Genomic DNA, 22,897 nt, shown 5'->3' with positions numbered 1-22,897 from the left:
TCCTTTTTTCAGCTTTCTTGCTGCTTGCCCAGTTCCAAACAAAAATCGCAGACGGGATTTCCTTCCATAATTGTACCCGTTCTCTTAAAACAAATGCGCGGATCCATTCCCTTAAAAAGAAATTCGTCCCGCTGGCAGGAAAGAAGCGGTCCCAAGTCCGCTCGTCCCATATCTTTATACATTTGTACATACGCGCAGCGCTTTATGTCCATAAGAACCCGCGTATCTGAAAGCTCTTTGTATTCGGGTTCCAATGCACCGCCGGCGGCAAAGCGGGGTGTAACCGATTCTTTAAAAAAGGTTAAAACATTTTTATCCGCCGGTTTTTCCTTAACCATTGCGGCGCCGGCTTCCCGCGCCAAGCCGGCAATAACCTTACGGACAATTTCGTCTGTCCGTTCTTTACCTATTTCTTCTACGAATGCGTCATAAAAGGGCGCTATCATTTTTGCCTCAATCTCCCGCCGTAAAAGCATAGGTACGTCCTGAATTGTTTTCATGGCAGACACACCTTTTCCCGTTTTATTTCAAAAACAAAACGAACTTCGTTATAAATAAAAGGGTAACACGCTTTTTGCCGGCTGTCAAGCATATATTTACAGGCGAATCAGGCTTTTTCGCTGCTTTTATTGACAGGTTCTATGTTCTCTGTGTATTATGATGGAAGTGAACTTAGTTTTAAGTTGCAGCACTGTTACTGCAAAAAAATGAATGAGGGTGCTTTTTGTTTGAAATCGAAAGGGAAGTGAATGAAGCGCTTCACAACATTATCAAAGCATGGGAGCTGATGTACTATTCCGGTTATCGCAGCAGTGAAAAAAAATCCATAGAGGATTATTCTATGATTGAGCTTCATTTGCTTAAAGCGATAGCCCATCACGGCGGAAAAATGCTTAGAAGTCAGTTAAACACTCAAATCGATCTGCCCGTGAGCACCGTTTCCAGTATTATTAATCGGTTGGTTTCCAACGGATGCATTTCCCGTACGCCGAGTCCGGAAGATAAAAGACAAACGCTGCTTTCTCTTACGGAGCTTGGCTCTAAAATCAACACGGAACACGATATGATCGATATCAATGCGGCGCATAATTTTGTTTCGCGGATTACCTATGCAGAGGCTCAAGAGTTTGTTCGGATTGTTAATCTTGCCACAAAGGAATCGCTGATTTCTCCGCAATTTACGACTAAATATAAAACACCCCGAAAAAAAAGCCGCTCCGGCTCTACGAAAAAAAAATAAAGTCTATATAGGTGCGCAGTAATTCAGGCCGTACTTATGCGGATATGCCGTATGCTTGACAGAACAAATTAGTCGTGATACGATAATTAGAACGAAATTAGTTGTAAAATCGGCAAGGAGGCATGTGTATGAATTCGTGTCAAGCTTTATGCTGCGAAACCGATGCGCTCGGCGCGGAGTTTATAGAGCTGAGTCACCGCATATGGAGCAATCCCGAGTTAGCCTATCACGAGTTTTCCTCTTGCCGGTTTATTATAGACTGTATGAAAAAAAACGGTTTTAAGATCGAAACGGGATTGGCAGGGATTCCGACCGCTTTTAAAGCGGTTTACGGTTCCGGAAAACCGGTTATAGGTTTTTTGGGAGAATACGATGCTCTGCCGAATCTGAGCCAGCATGCAGGTGTCGAATTTGACTCGCCCGTCGTTCCGGGAGGGAACGGTCACGGTTGCGGCCACAATGCCTTGGGAGCCGGTACTGCTTTGGCGGTTGCGGCGCTCAAAAACCATATGGAGCGGCACAAAGTGCCGGGAACAATTATTTTTTTCGGCTGCCCTGCCGAAGAGAGAGGCTGCGGTAAATCGTTTATGGCAAGGGCCGGTGTGTTCGACGGAGTGGACGCCGCCGTCTGCTGGCATCCGGATGAACTTAACCGAATCGTTAATTTTCCGACGCTTGCCAATATTCAAGTCAATTTTACCTTTAAAGGTCTGCCCGCCCACGCTTCGGCCTGTCCGGAAAAAGGACGCAGCGCCCTCGATGCCGCCGAACTGATGAACATAGGCGTGCAGTTTTTAAGAGAGCATGTGCCGCCGACAACGCGCATACATTACGCTTTTCAGGATACCGGCGGTTCGTCTCCCAACGTAGTGCAAAGTTTTTCTAAACTGCTTTACTATATCCGCTGTCCCAAAAGTGTCGAGGCAAAACAAATTTTTGACAGAGTCGTTAAAATTGCGCAGGGGGCGGCTCTCATGACGGAAACCGAACTTGATTATAAAATTGAATCGGGCATGACCGAGTTTATTCCCAGTCAAACGCTGAGCCGTTTGGCCGCCTCGTGTTGGAAAGAAATAGGCGCCTGCGAATATTCTGCAGAAGCGCATGAGATTGCAAACCGCTTTAGCCGATATTTCGGCGAACCCCTTGAAGAAAATATTACTTCCGAGATTCCCGAATATACGCTGTCGGATATTGTATTGCCTGCGTCCACGGATGTCGGGGACGTTTCTTTTAATGTTCCTACGGTTATGCTTATGGCCTCATCCTATGTTAAGGGAACAACCGACCATTCCCGCCAGCTATGTGCTCAGGTAGGATCGGCTATCGGCGACAATGCTTTGGTCCATATTGCCAAGGTTATGGCCTACACTGCGCTGAAAGTTTTGGAAAACCGGCACATCGCCGACGAGGCAAGGGCGGAACTTATAAAGACAACCGGCGGGGTGTATGAATGTTTGATTCCGAAAGATATTCAGCCCGATATTCCCGAAAATATACCGGAGGATTACCCCCATGTGTAAGTTCGGCCCGGCTCCTTTGCCGCGCTCCGGCTATGAGCTTATGTCGCTTCCTAAGGAGCAGGAAAAAACGATTCGGGAGATTGCACAAAAAAATATCGAGGAGGGCAGCTGGGAGTATGCCAAAGAAGTCGCCTTGGATATGGAAGACCCGTATTTTTGGGCATACTGGATGACCAAATCCGCAAAAACAATCCGCAAGCCGCTTTTCGGATGCGAAGAGCTTTCCGCGATTTTTAACGAAAAAAAAGGAAACGTGTTTTCTTTAAACGGCGGTTTGCCCGCACAAAGGCCCATATACATGAGTTTTGCAGGCGATCTTTTGTGCACTAAGGGTATTGAAAACTCAAAGGACGAGCTTTATGAAGGAATCCGCGATGAGTTATTTTCGGCGGACCTTATTTTTGCCAATTTGGAATCCGCTCTTTCTCCGGGGAAAGCAGCCGATGTCAGCTTTTCGGATAATAACGGGCCGAAAGTTAATCTTACTCCGTCGCAGTACGAAACGCTTATCCGCTGCAAAGACCGGCACATAGATATGGTACAGCTGGCAAATAATCACGTTTTGGATGAAGGAACGGAGGGGATTTTAACGACCGTAAGCCGCTTGCAAAAAGACGGTATTGCCTTTTGCGGTATTAATTTAACGGAACGGGAAAGCCGTGAAGCCGTTATTACGGAAAAAGGCGGAATCCGCACCGGCTGGGTTGCCCACACACTCTGTGTTAATGAGCGGCCTATTCCTACAGAGATGCCCTATTTGGTAAATATAACCCCCTTTCATTACGAAGCGGAGCCAGACCTTTCGCAGATTTTGGAACAGATAGCGTATTGCAAAAAGGCGGGCTGCGAGGTTGTAATTGCAGCCTTGCACTGGGGGTTGGAATTTGAAGCTTATCCGCACCCCTGCCAGCGCCGTTGGGCACAGCATCTTATCGATGCCGGAGCCGATATTGTGATAGGGCATCATCCTCATGTGGCGCAATTTACGGAAGTTTTACATCCCTGCGGCGAGCCGGAAAAAGACGTACCGGTTATTTACAGCTTGGGAAATTTGACCCCGCTTTTTTCCTGTCCTGAATCTGCGATGAGTTTAACGGCACGGATTGCCTTTGAAAAGGGCGCAAAGCATCCGGTTAAGCACGTACATCTTATTCCGGTAGCGCTTGTGGAAAACCTAACAAAAAAAAAGATGGTGCTTGTTAAGCTGAAAGAACTCGTATCGGCACATAACGGAACGAAAAAAAATGGAACAAAAAAAAACGAAGCGGAAATGACCGAATATATTTCGCAGATGGCGGATTACGCCGATTTGATTCTCGGCAAAGCATGGCGGGAAAAAGCGGTTTGAAAGCGGAGAAAAGACAATGCTCGAAAAAAAAGTCTATGAAACCTATGTGCGCTTACTGCAGGACGAGCTTACTATGGCAACCGGCTGTACCGAGCCTATTGCGATTGCTTATGCGGGAGCCGTACTGAGAAAGACAATGGGAGAAATTCCGGAAAAAATGGACGTGTATTGCAGCGGAAATATTGTAAAAAACGTGTTGGCGGTAACCGTACCCAATTCCGGCGGCGCTAAAGGAATCGAAGCTGCAGCCTATTTGGGGGCCGTCGGCGGGAATTCTGAGCGTGTTTTGGATGTGCTCGGCGAAGTAAGTGAAGAAGATATACGTCGTATGAAGCAATATGTAGCCGAAAAACGCTGCACAAAGCATTTGGCGGCGGGAGTACCCAATTTGTATATCCGTTTGGAAGGCGAAACCGGAGAAAACCGCGCACTTGTAGAGATTCAAAACTATCATACGAATATTGTGCGCATTGAACATAACGGAGTCGTACTGCTGGACGCTTCAAAACATATCGGAAAAAAATACGAAGAACCGGACAGAAGTCTTCTCAACGTGAAAGATATTTTGGAATTTGCAAACACGCTTGAACTTACAGATGTTCACAAAACGCTGCTTACACAGATTCAGTGTAACAAAAAAATTGCCGAAGAAGGGCTTAAAAACGACTGGGGCGCCTCCGTGGGTAAAACAATCTCGGAGAGCGACGACTCCGTTAAAGCAATGGCTGCAGCTTATGCAGCCGCCGGCTCGGATGCACGGATGAACGGCTGCCCGCTGCCGGTGGTTATCAATTCAGGCAGCGGAAATCAGGGAATTACCGTTTCCATGCCCCTCTATGTATACGCTAAGTTTTATAATATTCCCGAAGAAAAAATGCTGCGCTCTTTGGCACTTGCAAACCTGATTTCTCTTCATCAAAAACGTTTTATCGGAAGTCTTTCGGCCTATTGCGGAGCGGTAAGCGCCGCAACCGCCGCCGCCTGCGGAATCGCCTATATGCTCGGATACGAGTACGATGTGATTTACGGCGTAATTACCAATTCCATAAACACAACCGGCGGTATTATTTGCGACGGTGCAAAGTCCTCATGCGCGTCCAAAATAGCAGCTTCTGTTTCCATGGCTCTGCTTAGTTTGGAAATGAGCATAAAAAACAGAGTGTTTTTGCCCGGCGAAGGATTGGTGGAAGAGAGTTTGGAAAAAACTATTGAAAGCGTCGGACGTATGGGCCGTGAAGGGATGAAAAGCACCGACCTTGAGATTTTGAATATTATGCTGGAAAAATAAGACGGACTTGGATAAAAAGCCGCTTATGTTTCAACAAGTCCGATGTTAAGGAGGAAAACAATGTTCAACACCGGAGCAAGGAATTATGTAAACAGACTCTATGCCTCGCGCTCACATGTGGAGCTGACCGTGGGTGTGCTCAAAGACGGGATGACAAAGATAAAACACTTCGGCCCGGACGGCAAAGAAAAAGAAGAAAAGCTTACTTATCCGGTGGGTTCTATCGGCAAGACGATTACCGCCGCTCTTTTAGCCAAAAGGGTAGAGGAGGGGAAAATAGATTTACACAAAAGTCTGTGCGATTATATCCCCGGATTGCCGAAACGCTATTACCCGAACCTTCTTAGGCTTGCAACACATCATTCGGGCTATTTTATTCAACCCCTTACCTTTACGGAAATGCTTAAAAGTCAGCTTAGGCAGCATAAAGAAGACGGTATGTTCCGGAAAAATCCCTTCCACGGACACACTATGGATAAGGAATTTATTCCAATCCTTACGCAAACAAAACTTAAAGATAAACCCTATAAGTACCGGTATTCGAATTTCGGGTTTTCCGTGCTCGCCTATATTCTAGGACGGATTGAGGGAAGCGACTACTACACGGTAATAGAGCCTTACATCCGTAAAGAGCTCGGACTTTCCGATACCGGCTACGGAGATATATCGCTGACCGGTTACGACAAAAAAGACCGCCCCTGCCGTCCCTGGCTGTGGGATAAAAACGACATTATAACGCCGGCCGGCGGCATATACTCGTCCATAGAAGATTTGCTTGCCTATGCACAAAAGCATTTGGACGGAAGTTTGCCTTATGTGGCGCAGTGTCATAAGCGTTTGGCGGACGGACAAAAAGACTTTAGTCAGGGACTCGCCTGGCACCTTAAAAACGGCACCGAAATATCTTACCACGAAGGGCTGGCAGGGGCCTTTAGCAGCGTTTTGGCCATTGACCTCAAAAAAAAGTGTGCCGTTGCAATCGGACTCAACTACGGTATGGTATTTTTGGAAAAATTGGCATTTATAATGCTGGAAGATATGCACTTATAATCTTTTTAATTTTTTATAGGAGGCTCTTATGAAGTATTTTCCCATCGGTCTTATGGCCCCGGTGTTTTTCGGCAAAACCGTATATGCCTATACATCTTCTGCTGTGCCGGAACTGGATATCAAAGCGTTTAAAAAGGCTCATTTGAAGGAATATAAGGCCATGATTGAGCGCACGCCTTCGATAGGCTCACCTAAAGACAATATGCTCGCCCCCGTTATGTATTTAGCCTGCTATTTGTTCGGCTATTACAAGGCTGCTCCGGAAAAAATTACTATGGATATATTTGACGGTATGGTTTATGCGGTGTGTTACAGTGAGCGTATGAAAAAGATGTACAAAAACAAAAGCTGCTTTGATTCTAAAAAAATGGAGCGGTATCGACAGGGAGCAATCCGTTCTCAAAAAAGAGAATATCCTATGGATTGGGTATATGAATTCAACTGCAATCCCGATGTACCGGAATACTATATTACGCACCGGCAGTGCGGTGTTTGCATGATAGGTAAGCAGGAAAATCTTTCTTTTTTGGTTCCGCACATGTGTGTTATGGATTATCCGACCATAGAATTTTCGGGCGGAAAGCTGCTTCGTACTAAAACACTGGGTAACGGAGACGATTGTTGCGATTTTCATGTAGTGAAAGCCGAATAAAAGTTGAAAACATACGATACAAACGGTATTGCGCGTTTCCGTTTTCGCGCTGTTCTTGACTTTTGTCTTTAATTTCTCTATTATAAGATAGAATTTTATAGAGATAGGAGTGCTCTTATGATTAAAGTAGGAATTAACGGTTTCGGCCGCATCGGACGCATGGTGTTCCGCGCCGCTGTACAAAATTTTGCAAATGACATTCAGATTGTCGGTATCAACGACCTTCTCGATCCCGATTATCTTGCGTATATGCTTAAATACGACTCCGTACACGGCCGCTTTAAAGGCGATGTAAAAGTCGACGGAAACACAATGATTGTAAACGGTAACAAAATCCGTTTAACCGCCGAAAAAGAACCGGCAAACTTAAAATGGAACGAAGTGGGTGCCGATGTCGTAGTCGAATCCACCGGTTTTTTCCTTTCCGATGAACTTGCCCGCGCACACATTACCGCAGGAGCTAAAAAAGTCGTTCTTTCGGCTCCCTCCAAAGACGCTACCCCCATGTTCGTATACGGTGTAAACCACAAAAACTACAAGGGTGAAGATATTATTTCCAATGCATCCTGCACCACAAACTGTCTTGCCCCCTTGGCCAAGGTATTGCACGATGCATTCGGCATTAAGCGCGGTCTTATGACCACCGTTCACGCCGCTACCGCTACCCAAAAAACCGTTGACGGACCCTCCAAAAAAGACTGGAGAGGTGGACGCGGTATTCTCGAAAACATCATCCCCTCATCAACCGGCGCCGCTAAGGCCGTAGGCAAGGTATTGCCCGAATTAAACGGCAAATTGACCGGTATGTCGATGCGCGTTCCCACCTCCGACGTTTCGGTTGTAGACTTAACCGTCGAATTGAACAAAGAAGCCACCTATGAGCAAATCTGCGACGCTATGAAAAAAGCTTCCGAAGGCGAGCTCAAAGGCATTCTCGGCTACACCGACGAAGCCGTTGTTTCCACCGATTTCCGCGGTGAAGCACGCACTTCCGTATTCGACGCAAAAGCCGGTATCGCCCTCGACCCGACCTTTGTAAAGGTTGTTTCATGGTACGATAACGAATGGGGTTATTCGAACAAACTCTGCGAAATGATCCGCGTCGTTGCAAATAATTTGTAACACCGTTTCTTAAAAACCGAAAATCATAAAAAAGAGTCCGAAAATCGAAGTTTTCGGGCTCTTTTTTTTCAATTCTATGTGGAGCCTGAAAAAACAATTGTAACTCTACTCATACAGCAAATATAAAAATTTGTTGACAGCTTAAAAAAGTCGTTGTACACTTATATTAAGGTAAACGTTTACCTAAGTAAAACGTTTACCTTAGCGAGGTGTTTTCTTTGACTACCATTAAAGATATCGCTCAGCTGGCTGAAGTTTCAATTGCTACCGTTTCCAAAATTAAAAACGGAAACGACCGTAATATAAGCCGTGCTACGCGCGATAAAGTCAATCGACTCATAAAAGAAAACAACTATGTTCCCAATGCCGTCGCAAAAGGCCTCAAAAGCAAAAGGACTAAGACACTCGGTTTTATTCTTCCTGATATCAGTAACCCGTTTTTTCCCGAAATTGCCAGAGGGGTAGAAGATATTGCATGGGCACATCGTTTTTCCGTTACTTTTTGCAATACGGATAATGATACACAACGGGAAGAAGATGCTTTACAATTAATGCAATCAAAGATGGTCGACGGCGTAATCGTAACTCGCTCAATGTTCGGAAAATCATCCGAAATACTCACAAAATACAATTTTCCGATAGTCGTTGTAGACCGCAAAGGCAAAACCGGCCGCGAAAAAGTGGGAGAAATAGTTATAGATGCGAAAAAAGCTTTTTTCGACGTTACTGAGCATCTTATTGCTTGCGGTTGTAAAAATATTGCGTATATTTCCGCAAAAGGGAAATATGATAATGAACGATATAACGGTTTCAAATCGGCTTTAATTCATGCCGGATTAGATTTAAATGAAAAATCGGTTTATCGTGCTCAATACAATGTAGAGACCGGTATCGAAGGTGTTGAAAAAATCTTTGCGCAGTATGTCCCCGATGCTATTGTATGCGGAAACGATCTGATCGCTGTCGGTGTAATGAGCGCATTAAAAGACAAACAGATTTCCGTTCCCGAAAATATTAAAATTACGGGGTTTGATGATATTTATTTTTCCCGTTTTCTCAGCCCGTCATTGACAACAGTAAAACAGCCTGCGTATGAGATGGGTGCCGCTGCAGCGCAAATGTTGATTGATTTTATTGTTACCGGCAAACCGCTTTGTATGAAAAAGCTTGATTATCAACTGATTGTCCGTGAAAGTACAGTGCTTAACTCCCCAAAAGGAGGGTGTTAAATATGAAACACATTAAAGACTACGAACCTATTTGTGAATGTGAATTCGGTAAATTGGCTGAAAAAGTTGATTTAAAACCGGATTTTTTCAGCGGGTTTGACCCCAAAAAGAGAAAAGAAATTGTAAAAGCGGAAGCCGATTTTTATCACCGTATAACCGAGCCCTTCTCAGTTGATACGCATATTATTACGGAATTTATCGGTATCCCTGCACGGGACGGGTTTGCAATTCCGGTAAAAGTATATCGGCCGGTAAATACAAAGGGTGTGCGTCCTGCGTTTATTTTTATACATGGCGGCGGTTTTATAACGTGCTCAGTCGAAACACATAATTTTGTTCCCGCATATATAGCAGCACATTCCGGTTGTATATGTTTTAGCATAGATTATCGTCTTGCTCCCGAGTTTAAATTTCCGAAAGGTCTTGAAGATTGTTATGACACAGCGAAGTGGCTTATACAAAATGCCGAAAAAATCGGAATCGACGCTGCCAAGGTTGCGGTAGGCGGCGATAGCAGCGGAGGAAATTTTGCGGCGGTTCTTTCGCAAATGGCAAAGCAAGATAAAGAAGTTGCTTTTTGTAAAGAAGTTTTAATTTATCCCGTTACGGATTTGTCGAATGATATTCCAAAGCGTTCCGCCGAAGTGTATGCACCGGTCGGTTCTTGTGACGGAGAAAAATCGTCTCCTTCTTTTTTACAGATGTATCTTCCAGACGGTACAGATGTGCACAATCCTATGATATCACCACTTTTTGGCGATGATTTATCCGGTTTGCCGAAAACACTTTTTATTTTAGCGGAGTGCGACGCATTTTGCGATGACGGTTTGTATTATGCAAAAGCTTTGCAAGACAGCGGTGTTGATGTTTCTTTTCATATTTATAAAGGAATGCCCCATGCATTTATTCTGCGCACATATGAAGAAACATTTGCCGCACTGGATCGGATATGTAAATTTTTAATGCAATAGTTATACATCGGTTTTTATTAACCGAATGAATATAAACCAAATTTTAAGGAGGGCAAAATGAAAAAACTTTTAGTTTTGTTGATGGCTGCTTGTATCTGCTTAGTGGCATTTGCAGGCGGGGAAAAGGAAAAAAACGGAGCCGGTGCTCCTTTTATCGGGCTTGCCATGCACAATCAAACGGAAACGTGGGCGGTTCAGTTTAAAAACACGTTTGTTGAATACGCTAAAGCAAAAGGCTGTAAAGTGACGGTAACCGATGCAAACAAAGATGTTTCAAATCAAGTAGGACAAATCGAAGATCTTGTTTCGCTTGGTATTGATTCTTTGGTTGTTTTGCCTGCCGATTATACCGCTCTCGGTCAAGCTTTAAAAACAGCCTATAATGCCGGCGTAAAAATCGTCGATGCGGATTCCAAAGTTGTTGAAGACGATCAAAAATTTATATCATGTTTTATTACTGCAGATTGTTATTCCGGCGGCTATGCGATTGGAAAGTATCTTTCGAATAAGCTTGTTCGAAATGCTAAAATAGGTGCATTGAATTATCCGCAGCTTTCCGTAATTGCTGTTCGGTTTGACGGTTTGGCTGCTGCGCTTAAAGATGCAGGGCGAAGCGATGTTACGATTATCAACAAAGATTGTACTGATCTTTCCGCTATTTCTTCTTATACCGAAGATATGTTGATGGCTAATCCGGATATCAGTGCCTTTGTGTGCCTTAACGATAACACGGCACTCTCTTGTGCAAGCACTTGCGGCCAGATGGGCAAAAAAAACATTATGGTATTCGGATTTGACGGATCTCCTGCCGCAAAGCAGGCTATCGCTGCCGGTGAAATGACAGGATCCGGTGTATATTCTCCGATTGATCTTGCTAAAGCCGCTGTCGATGCCGTAATCTCAATTATAAGAGGTGAATCTTATGAACGAGAAACGCTTGTTAATATGTGGCTGATTGACCCCGATAACATCAAAAAAATGGATCTTAAAAATTGGTCATGAGTTTTTGATACTGTTTAATCGTTGACATTAAAGAGAATAAGGGTTGCCGAAAAAGCAATCCGTTTTTGAAGCAGCCCTGTGTTTCTTTTTATCTGCGAGGAGGAGCGATGGATAATTTTCTGCTTGAAATGAAAAATATTCACAAGAAATTTCCTGGGGTATATGTCCTTAAAGGTGTGAATCTGCAATTGCACGCAGGAGAAGTTCTTGCCGTAATCGGAGAAAATGGTGCCGGTAAATCCACGCTTATCAATATACTTGGCGGAATTCATAAAAAAAACGAAGGAGAAATATATTTAAACGGTCAAAAAACTGCTATTGAAAATGTTCTCGACGCGCGTAATGCCGGAATCGGTATCATACACCAAGAACTTTGTCTTGTTCCTCATTTAACGGTAGCGGAAAATATATTCTTAAATAGAGAACCGGTCGGCAAAGCAGGACTGATAGATTTTCCGAAGTTGTACCACAATGCCGCCCAATTTATAAATGAACTGGGGTTGTCGATAAATCCCGATGCTAAAGTTTCAACACTGCCGATTGCGCAGCAGCAAATGGTCGAAATCGTAAAAGCCGTTTCTTTTAAGTCGCAAATCATAGTGATGGATGAACCGACGTCTTCTATTTCGGACAAAGAAGTTGCTGCACTTTTTAAATGTATTAAGGATTTAAAATCTCGCGGTATCGGTATAATCTATATATCACATAGGCTTTCAGAACTTTGGCAGGTTGCTGATAGAGTATTGGTTCTTCGTGATGGACAAAGCATACGGACTTTGAGCGTTTCGGAAACGTCCAATGACGAACTTGTAAAATTGATGGTCGGCAGGGAAATCACAAACTATTATTCACGAACTCATCATATCGAAGGGCAAGTTGCTCTGGAAGTTGAAAATCTCACCACAACGAAAGTAGAAAATATTAACTTTACATTGCATAAAGGAGAAATTCTCGGTTTTGCGGGGCTGGTCGGTGCAGGGAGGACCGAAACCGTGCTGGGGATTCTCGGATTTGATAAAATAAAATCTGGAAAAATTAAAATATACGGTACTGAATGCCGGTTTAATAAACCTGCCGATGCTTATGCAAACGGAATCGGTTTTATTCCCGAAAGCAGGCGCGAGGAGAGTCTCTTCCCCCTGATGTCCGTCAAATTCAATTTAACAATTAAAGCACTGAATCAATTTATTCGCGGGGTTAAGGTTAATTTTACCAAAGAGTACGATATTACCGAAAGATTTATTCAAGAGATGAAAATAAAAACGCCATCTCCCGATGCGTTTATACAGAATCTGTCGGGAGGCAATCAGCAAAAAGTAGTTATTTCAAGTTGGCTTGTTACAAATCCCTCTATTTTAATTATGGACGAGCCTACAAGAGGAATTGATGTCGGTGCCAAAGCCGAGATTTATGTGTTAATGAACGCTTTGGCAATGCGGGGAATCTCGATAATCATGATTTCTTCGGACCTTCCGGAAGTAATCAACATGAGTGATCGGGTGATTGTTATGCGGGACGGAAGAATTTCAAAACTGCTTGAACATGATCAAATCACTCAAGAAGAAATAATGAAATATGCTGTTGATGTGGATATTTGAGGAGTATATCATGAAACAAAATAAATCTTTAAGACACTGGTTTTTACATTATGCGGGGCAATTAGTATTTATCGCCATATTGTTTGTTGTCATAACTATTGCCGACCAAAAGAAAGTATTCTTAACAACGGGTAATTTACTCAATGTTATGCGCCAAGTTACGACAAATGTATTCGTTGCCTGCGGTATGACGCTTATTTTGATTGCCGGAGGGATCGATCTCTCAATCGGTGCAGTCATGGCGATTTCCGGTATGACGGCTGCGTACTTATCTTTGTCGGGAATCCCTTTTGCGTTGTGTATTGTGGGCGGGCTTGCTGTCGGAGCAGCTGCCGGTTTTGTAAACGGCCTAATCGTTTCTCAAACCGATTTGCAGCCATTTATCGTAACGTATTCAACACAGATAATTTTGCGCGGAATGGTTTACGTTATTACTGCTGCCGGAACGTATCGTATTACAAATAAGAGTTTTCTTGCCTTCGGCGGGGCTTCGTTGGGACCGATTCCGTATCCTGTCATATACATGATAATCGTTGTAAGCATTGTGGTTGTTCTTCTAAATTATACTAAATTCGGAAGGCATCTTTATGCTATCGGCGGGAATACAAAAGCTGCTCAATTTGCTGGAATAAATATAACAAAAATAAAAATCGGCATTTATACACTTTCAGGTATTTTAGCTTCCCTTTCCGGTCTTGTTCTAACAAGTCGTAATTCATCGCTGCAGCCTAGTTTGGCTACGGGAGCGGAGATGGATGCCATTGCTGCAGTTGTTCTTGGCGGAACATCTATGGCTGGCGGACAAGGAGCGATTGCAGGAACAGTGCTCGGATCTTTTATTATCGGTTTTATTAACAACGGTTTAAATCTTCTGGGTATGAATAGTTTTTGGCAATATATCGTAAAAGGAATTGTCATCCTCATTGCGGTATATCTCGATTTTATTAAAAATAAACGATTGGCAAAAGGAACCTGAAATATGAAAAAAAACATGTTGCTTAATTCAAATATTTCATCGGCAATATCTAAAATGGGGCATACGGACGGTATTGCGATTGCCGACTGCGGGTTGCCGATACGGGGTAATGTTGAGCGTATTGATGTTGCTTTGACAAAAAATATTCCGACCTTTCTTCAAACCTTGGATGCCGTGCTTTCTGAACTATGCGTAGAAAAGATCGTCCTTGCAGAGGAAATTAAAGCCGTTTCTCCCGCTATGCTTTCCGAAATTTTAAAACGTTTTGATGACGATGTAAAAGTTGTTTTTGTTTCGCATGCAGAACTGAAAAGGGCAACGGAAAAATGCGTTGCAGTTGTCAGAACCGGAGAATGTACTTCTTTTGCCAATGTAATATTGTATTCGGGCGTTACGTTTTAACAAAAGGGAAAATGCAGTTTTTCTTTTAACCCTTGCCTGTTATTCCGCAAACTGCTATTATGCAGTATGAATCTTAACGATAAGCGCATACAGGCGTATAAGCAAACGGCGGGTGAAAAAAACGGGCGGCAGGCGGCAGGTTCCGTTGCGCCGAAGGTGCAAAAGCGGCAGAGCCTGCAAGACTTGCAAAATCTACAGGCGTCTTCTGCCTCTGCAGAAACAAATCCCCGAAAGGGCGATACGACCGTAAAAAAAATGCGTACGCATATAGATGAACTTATGGAACGCGACGGGCTTTTAAAGCTGGTAAAAACTTCACAGCATTCCGAAAGCAAATCTTCATCACAGGAAAAAGGAACGGCCGCTGCGCCGCTTGAAGCGGATTCGGTATACCGCAGGGTTGCCAAATTTTTGCTGCTTATCGGAGTAAACGAAGCGGCAAAGGTACTGCCGCATTTAACGCCGGAGCAAACCGAAAAAATCATTCCCGAAATCGCTTCAATACGCAGCGTGGATACGGATGAAGCTTCCGTTATTTTTGCCGAATTCCGTTCTTTGCTTGAACGCAGCCGTCAAGCAGGCGGTGTTCAAACGGCGCGCAGCATTTTGGAAAAAGCTTTCGGCGAACAACGGGCGCAGGCAATGCTTTCCAAAGCGGTGCCCTTTCCCGACGGTACGCCCTTCGACTATTTGCAGGAAATAAGCGCCGAACGCCTTACTCTGCTTTTAAAGGATGAGGCCGCTCCGGTGCAAACCCTCGTGCTTTCGCGCTTAAAATCCGCTCTTGCCGCGGCCTTTATAAAAGACTGCGATAAAGAACGGCAAAAAGAAATTATCAGCCGTATGGCAAAGCTTCCTGCCGTGTCTACCGATGTAGTGCGGCGGGTTGACCGCGCTATGCGCGAAAAACTGCAAAACATCAGCGGCGAGACGGGTTCCGCTATAGACGGACGGTCTACCTTGGCCGCTATTTTAAAAAAGATGGATCCGGCTTCGGAAAAATCCGTTTTATCCATACTCGGCGAAAGCGACCCCGAATTGAGCGAAGATTTACGCAATCGCTTATTTACGATTGACGATATTGTCAATGCCGACGACCGTTTTATACAGGAATTGCTGCGCTCCATGAGCGACGAGCATATTGCCGTTTTAATTGCGGGCAAAGAAGAAAAATTCCGCACTAAGATTTTACAAAACATGTCGAAGGGCAGGGGAGATACGGTTTTGGAAGAAGAACAGCTTAAAATTCCCGTGCGCAAAAAAGACAGCGACGAGGTTACGCATACTTTTTTCAGCGCTTTGAGGCGTGCGTGGGAAGAAGGAAGATTGGTTATAAAGGGCAGGGACGACGATGTCTACGTATGATAATTGGGATGTGCTGCAAAGCGGCCGCTTTGACGAATACAAATCGCAGGCGCTTTGGCTGCGGCATAAAAAAACGGGTATGGAAGTATTCCATCTTTTAAACGATGACGAAGAAAACCTCTTTGCCTTCGGTTTTAAAACTTTAAATGCAAGCTCGGACGGTGCCGCCCATGTGCTGGAACATTCGGTATTATGCGGTTCAAAACGCTATCCTTTAAAAGACCCCTTTATGCAGTTAAACAGTCAAAGCGTAAAAACCTTTTTAAATGCGATGACCTATCCGGATAAAACCCTGTATCCGGCATCTTCCATGGTTAAAGCCGACTATTTTAATTTGATGGCCGTATACGGCGATGCGGTTTTTAACCCCCTGCTTTTAAATGAAATATTTGCACAGGAAGCCCACCGTTTCGAGGTTGACGATAAGGGCGGCGTTTCGATACAGGGAGTCGTATACAATGAAATGAAGGGCGCTTATTCGAGCTTCGACGGAATTGTTTCCGATTATGCCGTTCGCTTTTGTTTTCCCGACACGGCCTATGCCTTCGATTCGGGCGGAGATCCGGTGTGTATTCCTTCTTTAACCGTGGAAAAACTGCGCGCTTTTCATGCGGCGCATTACAGTCCGTCCAAATGCCGTTTGTTTTTGTACGGGAATATTCCCACCGAAACCCAGCTTGATTTTATAGAAGAGCGGTTTTTGTCCGGCTGCCGAGAAATGATTTCTGCAACCGATACCGAAAAAAGTCTTGAAACCGGTTTATATACCTGTACCTTCGATTCTCCAAAACAATTAAAGGTTTTCGGTCCCGCCGCCGGAGGAGAAAAAGGAGCAACCGTTTTACTCAATTGGGTGTTCGGCCCCTCTTCGGACAGCCGGGAATTGATGGAAGCCGTTGTGGTGTCCGAGCTTTTAACGGGGCATGACGCCTCTCCGCTTACAAAGGCTTTGCTTGACTCCGGTTTGGGCGAAGATACCGCTCCGAATACCGGTTTGGAATGCGAGCTTGCCCGCTTGATGTTTTCTTGCGGTATGCGCGGCGTCAAACCGGAAAACGCTTTAAAAATCGAACGCTGCATTATGCAGGTTTTATCGGATATTGTTCAAAACGGTATACATGAAGATGATATTAAAGCCGCCCTTATGTCCGTTGATTTTTCTCAGCGCGAAGTACAGCGTTCTTCAGGCCCCTGGTCGCTTGTGCTTATGCGGCGTGCGTTCCGCGGCTGGCTGAACGGAACGGATCCGTTTTCCTCGCTTAAAACGCGCGAAGCTTTTGAAAAAATAAAAAACCGTATAATGTCCGAAGACGGTGCAGCCTACTTGAAAGCGCTTATAAAAAAATTGCTTATCGATAATCCTCATCGGCTTTTATTAACCGTCGTACCGGATAAAGCCTATGATAAAGAGCGCGAAAACGCATATAGAATGCAAAGCGCGTCATGCGGACAAAGTATCGACAATATTCGAAAAAGTCAAAACGCATTGCGTACTTTTCAGCATACGGACGATGAAACATTGCGTTCTTTAATTCCGCATTTGAGGCCGCACGAACTTGAAAAAACAATCGACTGTATCCGTACCGAACAAAAGGATATTGCCGGTATTCCCGTTTTTATACATAACGAAGCGGTAAACGGTATTGTGTATATTGTTGCCGCCGTTCCCGTCGATATTTTGGATCCGTCTTTATATCCCTTTTTACCCTTTTATGCCCAAGTGCTTACGAATGTCGGCTTTAAGGGTATGAATTGGATTCAAAGCGCAACAAAAATTGCTCATATTACCGGCGGCTTCGGTGCTTCCGTTTTTACTTCGTCAATGACGGAATGGGCAAAAAAACGGGAAATTGTTTCGGCGCAACCTTTTATCGGACGCGATTGGCTTTTTTTACGCCTTAAAACCCTTGCCGAATATACGGCCGAAGGTGTGAATTTACTTTTTGACTGTTTTGAAACGCCCGATTTTTTTGATACAAAAAGAATCCGCGACCTTGCACTCGAATACCGCAACGACTTTATGTCGTCTGTCGTACCGGCCGGGCACGGATACGCGCTTTCCCGCTGCACACGGTATTTCAGCCGTCCGAAAGCTGTAGAAGAAATTTGGAGCGGGTTAAGTCAACTGTATACGGCACAACATATTGCCGCCATGCATACCGATGAAATTTCGGAACGTCTGCAGCATATACATACACAACTGAGCAAGGCGGGAATTTGCGTAAATATTACCGCCGATTCGGAAGGTTTGACGCCTGCACAAAATGCGTTATCGGCACGGTTAAAAAATTATACGCCGCCGCGTTTTTCCGCCGTTTCCGATAACGTTTTTTTCCCCTTAACCCGCATAGATACCTATAATGAAGATATTGAAAAACTCTGTGTGTATACGGCCCCGTCGGAAACGGGTTTTGCTGCGGCTTGCTTGCCGTCCTCGGTTTTCGGAACAAAAAAGTCCGTATATGAAACGCTTTTTGCGCATTGGTTTACCAATAATGTATTATGGGAAAAAATACGCACCGTCGGCGGCGCATACGGCGCTTTTGCGTATACCGATGCGATGGAAGGCGTATTTTCGTTTCTTACATACAGAGATCCCGATCCCTTGCGCTCGTTGGATGTTTTTATACAATGTCTACAAAAATCTTTTGCGGCGGACTTAAATCAAAGCGTTCTTGAACGCACTATTACCGGCGCTTACAGTAAAGAAGTGCAGCCCCGTTCTCCTTCATCCCGCGGTTTTACCGGCTTTATGAGGACTCTTTACGGTATACGGGACGAAGATCGCGAAAAAAAACTCGATATACTTTTAAGTGCCCAAGCTTCGGATATCCGAGCGGCCGCCGCTTTTTTTGCCGAGCGAATGCATAAAATAAAAAAATCGCTTATTTGCGGAGAATATAAGGGTTCTACTGGAATAATTATTCCTTTGCCGTTATAATAAAACCGTAATATCGGATAGCGTAAATTTTATATAGGTTTTATGATTTTATATCTTGTAAACAGCGGAATTGCATATGAATAAAAACAGTTTACGTAAAAATCGCAAAATGTTCGGTGCTTTACATAAAAAACACGGTTTTATATGTTGGCGCCACGTTTTTACCGGTTTTAATATTAAGACAGGTTTGCAAAAAAGTTTTTTTATCGAATTTTTTATAATAAATCCTTCCCGTTCCCCGCAAGAACCCGTATTCGGACAATTGTATGAACAAAAAATTAAAAAGTATTTTCCGTCATATATTATGATAAAAGCCGGTACATGGGGCGAACAGGCAAAACAAATACATGAGTTTTATCCCGTTTGCGATTTGCAAGTTGACCGCAAAACTTTGAATTTACGGCTCAACTCTTTGGTTATAAGCGAAGAACAGCTGCAAGGTTCGGTTTTTATGAGCGAGCAAAACGTTTTGCTGCATCCCGAGTACATGAGCGATGCCGGTTCCATGTCTTGGGATTTGACGATGCAAAAAGAACTGGCCTCCGATTTTAAGGATATAAATTGGCACGCGCAGGGAATAAAAACCGCTTACAAAGGGCGGGTTGTATATAATGATGAGGAATTTATCGTAAGGCCTGAAAAATCATTCGGTTATGCCGATAAGTTTTGGGGAAAAGATTTTACCAGTCCTCTTATGTACTTGTCCGCTTCAAATGCAGTCAGCGATATAAGCAGCCGGCCTTTAAAAGATACCTGCTTTGCCGTGGGCTGCGGCTGTTCAAAGAAAAAAGGACCGCGTAATTTACCCCTGTATGCAGCCGTCTTTTATTATGAAGGCATACGCTATGACTTTAATGTAACCGGTTTTGCTAAAAAAAGCAGGGTAACATTCAATTTCCGTGAAGGGGCCGAAGATTTGCATTGGCTTATATGCGCCGAAACGGCAAAATATTTATTGGATATAGATATTTTTTGCCGCAAAACCGATACGGTGTTTATGAATTACGAATCTCCCGAAGGATCCAAATATCACAACCGCTTATGGAGCTGCGGCAACGGGACGGGAGAACTGAAGTTTTTTCAAAAAAACGGTAAAAAGCTTGAGCTTATAGAATCCGCATATATTGAAAATTCCTTTTGCGAATACGGCGAATACGATATGATGGATTTTATATAAAAACCGTATTTATTGACTATCTTAAAAAAATATGATAATTTCTCTTTTATTAGTTATAACTAACAAAATTTCAAGGAGTTGTTATTGTATGAAAAAAACGGTTTGTGCTGCCGCGCTGTGTATTCTGCTTTTCACCGCAGCCGGCTATAGTCAAAAAAAAGCTAAGGACGCTTCCGCCCCTATAAAGGTGATAGACCAAAACAATATGGAAGTTACGATTCCCAAAAAACCGGAAAGAATCGTTCTTACCGCCCTTCCGCTACCGAGTATCTATGCTTTAACGGGTGAGCCCATAGAAAAACTGGTCGGTATGCATCCGGGGTCAACCAGCGCCATAAAAAATTCGGTTATGTCCGTTATGTTTCCCCAGCTTTTGAAAGTGCCGTCTAATTTCATAAACGGAACCGATATAAACATCGAAGAGCTGATGAAACTGCGCCCCGATGCGGTTATGTATTGGGCCGAATATATGAACCAGTATGAATTATTTAAATCGGCGGGTATTCCGGCTGTAGGCGTTAAAACGCAAGGCGGCGGCGATGTAATCGTAACTATGGAAAGCTGGCTGACCCTCATGGGAGATATGTTCGGAAAAAGTAAAAAAGTCGATGCCGTTTTGGCGTTCGGCAAGCAAATACAAAAGGATATTTTAACAAAAGTTGAAAAAATACCGGCCGACAAAAAACCGAAGGTTTTGTATGTATTCAACCACAGCTCCGATTCCATTTCGGTAAGCGGCAACGGTTTTTACGGCGGTAATTGGATTGAAAATACGGGCGGAATCAACGCTGCGCGCGAAATACAGGGACATTCGATTGTCAATATGGAACAAATCTATAAGTGGAATCCGGATATCATTATTTTAACCACCTTTACGGCGACCATGCCTGAAGATTTATATGAAAATAAAATACGCGGGCAAAATTGGAGTAACGTAAAGGCCGTTAAAAATAAAAAAGTATATAAAGAACCCCTCGGTGTATACCGCTGGTTTCCGCCTTCCGGAGATGCCCCGCTTATGTCAATGTGGATGGCAAACCTTATGCAAGGCGATGTATTTAAATACGATATGAAAAAAGAAATTAAAGACTACTATAAAAAATTCTATCAATATGAATTAACCGATGAACAGGTAAACGGTATTTTATCGGCCAACCCCGAAGCCGCCAAGGGTGCAGGGTTCGGAGGCAAGCACTGATAATGATTAATGAGAAACATAGGTTAAACTTTTTTTTATTCATCCTGTTGATTCTCGTAAGTTCGGCGGCATTGTGTATCGGAAGATACACAATGAATCCGCTGGATGTGCTGCGTTCGGCCTTTAATTACGGAAACAATCCCGCTTTGGATACGGTTATATGGACGGTACGCATGCCGCGTATTATCATGGCTGCCGTTGTAGGAGCGGGATTGTCCGCCGCCGGCTTAAGTTTGCAGGCGATGTTCGGCAATCCCCTGGTAAGCGCCCATGTGTTGGGCGTTTCCTACAGTGCCGGCTTCGGGGCGGCTTTCGGAATCTTGTTGTTTTCAAATTTTGTTTTGGTGGAAACCAGCTCTTTGTTGTTCGGCCTTTTCGGTATGGCTCTTACCTATCGGCTCAGTAAACGCAAAGGACAGCGCAGCACCTTAACTTTAGTTCTTGCCGGCATTATTGTAGGCGCCGCCTTTGAAGCTTTAACTTCATTGGTTAAATTCGTTGCCGATCCGGAATCGAAGCTGCCTGCCATTACGTATTGGCTTATGGGAAGTTTAGCGGGAGTATCGTATGACGATATTATTAAGGCCGTACCCTTTTTAGGAGCCGCCGTTTTTCTTTTATGGCTTTTACGCTGGCGGTTGAATGTACTTTCTTTAAGCCGTGAAGAAGCTTTATCGCTGGGCGTAAACCTTAATTTGACCAGAGCTTTAATTATTGCGGCTACTGCCGTTATTGCCGCCTTAACCGTTTCGCATTGCGGTGTAATCGGTTTTGTCGGTTTGGCGGTTCCCCACCTTTCGCGTATGATAATCGGAACCGATCATAAATACAATTGTTTAACGAGTATTTTGCTCGGAGCGGTATTTTTAATTGTCATAGATACGCTTGCCAGAAGCGTTACGGCTACGGAAATACCCCTGTCCATTTTGACGGCTTTGGTCGGCGCTCCCATTTTTGCAACCCTTTTAAATAAAAGCGGAGGCGGATGGTATGATTAAAATCGAAAATGTTTCGTTTGCGTATTCCGATAAATCGCCCCTGTTTGAAAACTTATCTTTCAGCATCGAGCGCGGACAAATACTTGCGGTGATGGGTTCAAACGGTATTGGAAAAACAACCCTCATAAAATGCATTATGGGCTTTCTCGGTTTTCAAAAGGGGAAGGTTTTTATCGGTGAAGACGAAAAAACAAGCGGTTTTTCCGATTCCCTATTTTGGACTAAGGTCGGTTATGTACCGCAGGCAAAAAAAAATGTTTTCGGCTACAAAGTACGGGAAATGGTTGTTATGGGACGCAATGCCTTTGTCGGCTTCGGAAGAACACCTTCGAAAGCCGATTATGCCTGTGCCGATGAAGCGTTGGATCGCTTGGGAATTGCCGCTTTACGGGATAAATCCTGCAATCAATTGAGCGGAGGACAACTCCAAATGGTGCTGATTGCGCGCGCTCTGGTGAAAAATCCGGATATATTGATTATGGATGAACCCGAATCGAATCTCGATATGCGAAATCAAATGCGGGTATTGGATACGGTCGAAAAACTTGCTCATGAAGATAAAAAAGCCGTTTTATTCAATACGCATTTTCCGGCAAACGCGCTTAAAATCTCCGACAAAGCCTTGTTTATGGGGCTAAAAAAATATCTTTTCGGAGATTCCGCCGCTATTATAACCGAAAAAAATATCCGCGACTTTTTTCATATTGACTGTTCGATATTGGATGTTCCGTTTGCAAACGGAAGCGTCCGCGGAATAGTTCCGCTTGCCGCGATATGATTACAGCACTTTTTATTTGACGTTTGCTTTTAAAAATCG

20 protein-coding genes are annotated in these 22,897 nt (G+C 43.9%); 19 read left to right on the top strand and 1 reads right to left on the bottom strand.

The annotated features are described in order from the left end of the window. Window positions 1–8: 8 nt before the first annotated feature. Window positions 9–500 (bottom strand): L-2-amino-thiazoline-4-carboxylic acid hydrolase, encoded by a 492-nt coding sequence (locus tag H0R92_RS02875; protein ID WP_432960968.1) that lies wholly within the window; start codon window positions 498–500, stop codon window positions 9–11. Between the two features lie 224 nt (window positions 501–724). Here H0R92_RS02875 and H0R92_RS02870 point away from each other — a divergent pair, with 224 nt between their 5' ends. The 19 genes from H0R92_RS02870 (at window position 725) to H0R92_RS02780 (ending at window position 22,858) form a co-directional block, all read left to right on the top strand. Further along, the gene (locus H0R92_RS02870; protein ID WP_432960966.1) at window positions 725–1,240 is read left to right on the top strand and encodes a MarR family winged helix-turn-helix transcriptional regulator; all 516 of its coding nucleotides are present in this window, start codon (window positions 725–727) and stop codon (window positions 1,238–1,240) included. Window positions 1,241–1,368: 128 nt separating this feature from the next. Continuing rightward, complete coding sequence (locus H0R92_RS02865; protein WP_432960964.1) at window positions 1,369–2,763, top strand: amidohydrolase; 1,395 nt, start codon at window positions 1,369–1,371, stop codon at window positions 2,761–2,763. Then, entirely contained in the window at window positions 2,756–4,111 is a 1,356-nt protein-coding gene (locus H0R92_RS02860) for a CapA family protein (protein WP_432960962.1), read from the top strand. Before H0R92_RS02865 ends, H0R92_RS02860 begins: the two co-directional genes overlap by 8 nt. A gap of 16 nt (window positions 4,112–4,127) precedes the next feature. Continuing rightward, complete coding sequence (locus tag H0R92_RS02855; RefSeq protein WP_432960960.1) at window positions 4,128–5,399, top strand: serine dehydratase subunit alpha family protein; 1,272 nt, start codon at window positions 4,128–4,130, stop codon at window positions 5,397–5,399. Window positions 5,400–5,459: 60 nt separating this feature from the next. Next, the gene (locus tag H0R92_RS02850; RefSeq protein ID WP_432960958.1) at window positions 5,460–6,449 is read left to right on the top strand and encodes a serine hydrolase domain-containing protein; all 990 of its coding nucleotides are present in this window, start codon (window positions 5,460–5,462) and stop codon (window positions 6,447–6,449) included. Window positions 6,450–6,477: 28 nt separating this feature from the next. Beyond that, window positions 6,478–7,101: an L-2-amino-thiazoline-4-carboxylic acid hydrolase gene (locus tag H0R92_RS02845; RefSeq protein WP_432960956.1), complete on the top strand. Its 624-nt coding sequence runs from the start codon at window positions 6,478–6,480 to the stop codon at window positions 7,099–7,101. 117 nt (window positions 7,102–7,218) lie between these two features. After that, window positions 7,219–8,223 (top strand): type I glyceraldehyde-3-phosphate dehydrogenase, encoded by a 1,005-nt coding sequence (gap, locus tag H0R92_RS02840; RefSeq protein WP_432960954.1) that lies wholly within the window; start codon window positions 7,219–7,221, stop codon window positions 8,221–8,223. A gap of 218 nt (window positions 8,224–8,441) precedes the next feature. Beyond that, complete coding sequence (locus tag H0R92_RS02835) at window positions 8,442–9,452, top strand: LacI family DNA-binding transcriptional regulator (protein ID WP_315328373.1); 1,011 nt, start codon at window positions 8,442–8,444, stop codon at window positions 9,450–9,452. Between the two features lie 2 nt (window positions 9,453–9,454). Continuing rightward, complete coding sequence (locus H0R92_RS02830; protein WP_432960952.1) at window positions 9,455–10,423, top strand: alpha/beta hydrolase; 969 nt, start codon at window positions 9,455–9,457, stop codon at window positions 10,421–10,423. Between the two features lie 57 nt (window positions 10,424–10,480). Further along, window positions 10,481–11,425: a sugar ABC transporter substrate-binding protein gene (locus H0R92_RS02825; RefSeq protein ID WP_432960950.1), complete on the top strand. Its 945-nt coding sequence runs from the start codon at window positions 10,481–10,483 to the stop codon at window positions 11,423–11,425. A gap of 107 nt (window positions 11,426–11,532) precedes the next feature. Beyond that, complete coding sequence (locus tag H0R92_RS02820; RefSeq protein WP_432960948.1) at window positions 11,533–13,023, top strand: sugar ABC transporter ATP-binding protein; 1,491 nt, start codon at window positions 11,533–11,535, stop codon at window positions 13,021–13,023. Between the two features lie 10 nt (window positions 13,024–13,033). Next, on the top strand, window positions 13,034–13,999 hold the full coding sequence (locus H0R92_RS02815; RefSeq protein ID WP_432960946.1) for an ABC transporter permease: 966 nt from the start codon (window positions 13,034–13,036) through the stop codon (window positions 13,997–13,999). Window positions 14,000–14,002: 3 nt separating this feature from the next. After that, window positions 14,003–14,401: a D-ribose pyranase gene (gene rbsD / locus H0R92_RS02810; protein WP_432960944.1), complete on the top strand. Its 399-nt coding sequence runs from the start codon at window positions 14,003–14,005 to the stop codon at window positions 14,399–14,401. Between the two features lie 66 nt (window positions 14,402–14,467). After that, on the top strand, window positions 14,468–15,766 hold the full coding sequence (locus H0R92_RS02805; protein WP_432960942.1) for a flagellar motor switch protein FliG: 1,299 nt from the start codon (window positions 14,468–14,470) through the stop codon (window positions 15,764–15,766). Continuing rightward, entirely contained in the window at window positions 15,753–18,707 is a 2,955-nt protein-coding gene (locus tag H0R92_RS02800) for an insulinase family protein (protein ID WP_432960940.1), read from the top strand. Before H0R92_RS02805 ends, H0R92_RS02800 begins: the two co-directional genes overlap by 14 nt. A 76-nt stretch (window positions 18,708–18,783) precedes the next feature. Continuing rightward, a complete protein-coding gene (locus tag H0R92_RS02795; protein ID WP_432960938.1) occupies window positions 18,784–19,884 on the top strand; it encodes a hypothetical protein in 1,101 nt (366 codons plus the stop codon). Between the two features lie 88 nt (window positions 19,885–19,972). Beyond that, the gene (locus H0R92_RS02790) at window positions 19,973–21,082 is read left to right on the top strand and encodes an ABC transporter substrate-binding protein (RefSeq protein WP_432960936.1); all 1,110 of its coding nucleotides are present in this window, start codon (window positions 19,973–19,975) and stop codon (window positions 21,080–21,082) included. Between the two features lie 2 nt (window positions 21,083–21,084). Beyond that, a complete protein-coding gene (locus H0R92_RS02785) occupies window positions 21,085–22,080 on the top strand; it encodes a FecCD family ABC transporter permease (RefSeq protein WP_428771179.1) in 996 nt (331 codons plus the stop codon). Beyond that, window positions 22,073–22,858, top strand: coding sequence for an ABC transporter ATP-binding protein (locus tag H0R92_RS02780; protein ID WP_428771181.1), 786 nt, complete (start codon window positions 22,073–22,075; stop codon window positions 22,856–22,858). Before H0R92_RS02785 ends, H0R92_RS02780 begins: the two co-directional genes overlap by 8 nt. Window positions 22,859–22,897 lie beyond the last annotated feature (39 nt).

It is taken from the genome of Treponema sp. OMZ 840 (assembly GCF_050937815.1).
GTDB lineage: Bacteria > Spirochaetota > Spirochaetia > Treponematales > Treponemataceae > Treponema_C.
This window is presented reverse-complemented; position numbering and strand designations above follow the sequence as displayed.

Excerpts from the sequence above, each read along its gene's own strand:
- H0R92_RS02830 (WP_432960952.1), top strand. The coding sequence starts at position 9,455 with ATGAAACACATTAAAGACTACGAACCTATTTGTGAATGTGAATTCGGT.
- H0R92_RS02875 (WP_432960968.1), bottom strand. The coding sequence starts at position 500 with ATGAAAACAATTCAGGACGTACCTATGCTTTTACGGCGGGAGATTGAG.
- H0R92_RS02815 (WP_432960946.1), top strand. The coding sequence starts at position 13,034 with ATGAAACAAAATAAATCTTTAAGACACTGGTTTTTACATTATGCGGGG.
- gap (WP_432960954.1), top strand. The coding sequence starts at position 7,219 with ATGATTAAAGTAGGAATTAACGGTTTCGGCCGCATCGGACGCATGGTG.
- H0R92_RS02825 (WP_432960950.1), top strand. The coding sequence starts at position 10,481 with ATGAAAAAACTTTTAGTTTTGTTGATGGCTGCTTGTATCTGCTTAGTG.
- H0R92_RS02865 (WP_432960964.1), top strand. The coding sequence starts at position 1,369 with ATGAATTCGTGTCAAGCTTTATGCTGCGAAACCGATGCGCTCGGCGCG.
- H0R92_RS02855 (WP_432960960.1), top strand. The coding sequence starts at position 4,128 with ATGCTCGAAAAAAAAGTCTATGAAACCTATGTGCGCTTACTGCAGGAC.
- H0R92_RS02800 (WP_432960940.1), top strand. The coding sequence starts at position 15,753 with ATGTCTACGTATGATAATTGGGATGTGCTGCAAAGCGGCCGCTTTGAC.
- H0R92_RS02785 (WP_428771179.1), top strand. The coding sequence starts at position 21,085 with ATGATTAATGAGAAACATAGGTTAAACTTTTTTTTATTCATCCTGTTG.
- H0R92_RS02805 (WP_432960942.1), top strand. The coding sequence starts at position 14,468 with ATGAATCTTAACGATAAGCGCATACAGGCGTATAAGCAAACGGCGGGT.
- H0R92_RS02845 (WP_432960956.1), top strand. The coding sequence starts at position 6,478 with ATGAAGTATTTTCCCATCGGTCTTATGGCCCCGGTGTTTTTCGGCAAA.
- rbsD (WP_432960944.1), top strand. The coding sequence starts at position 14,003 with ATGAAAAAAAACATGTTGCTTAATTCAAATATTTCATCGGCAATATCT.
- H0R92_RS02790 (WP_432960936.1), top strand. The coding sequence starts at position 19,973 with ATGAAAAAAACGGTTTGTGCTGCCGCGCTGTGTATTCTGCTTTTCACC.
- H0R92_RS02860 (WP_432960962.1), top strand. The coding sequence starts at position 2,756 with ATGTGTAAGTTCGGCCCGGCTCCTTTGCCGCGCTCCGGCTATGAGCTT.
- H0R92_RS02795 (WP_432960938.1), top strand. The coding sequence starts at position 18,784 with ATGAATAAAAACAGTTTACGTAAAAATCGCAAAATGTTCGGTGCTTTA.
- H0R92_RS02820 (WP_432960948.1), top strand. The coding sequence starts at position 11,533 with ATGGATAATTTTCTGCTTGAAATGAAAAATATTCACAAGAAATTTCCT.
- H0R92_RS02850 (WP_432960958.1), top strand. The coding sequence starts at position 5,460 with ATGTTCAACACCGGAGCAAGGAATTATGTAAACAGACTCTATGCCTCG.
- H0R92_RS02780 (WP_428771181.1), top strand. The coding sequence starts at position 22,073 with ATGATTAAAATCGAAAATGTTTCGTTTGCGTATTCCGATAAATCGCCC.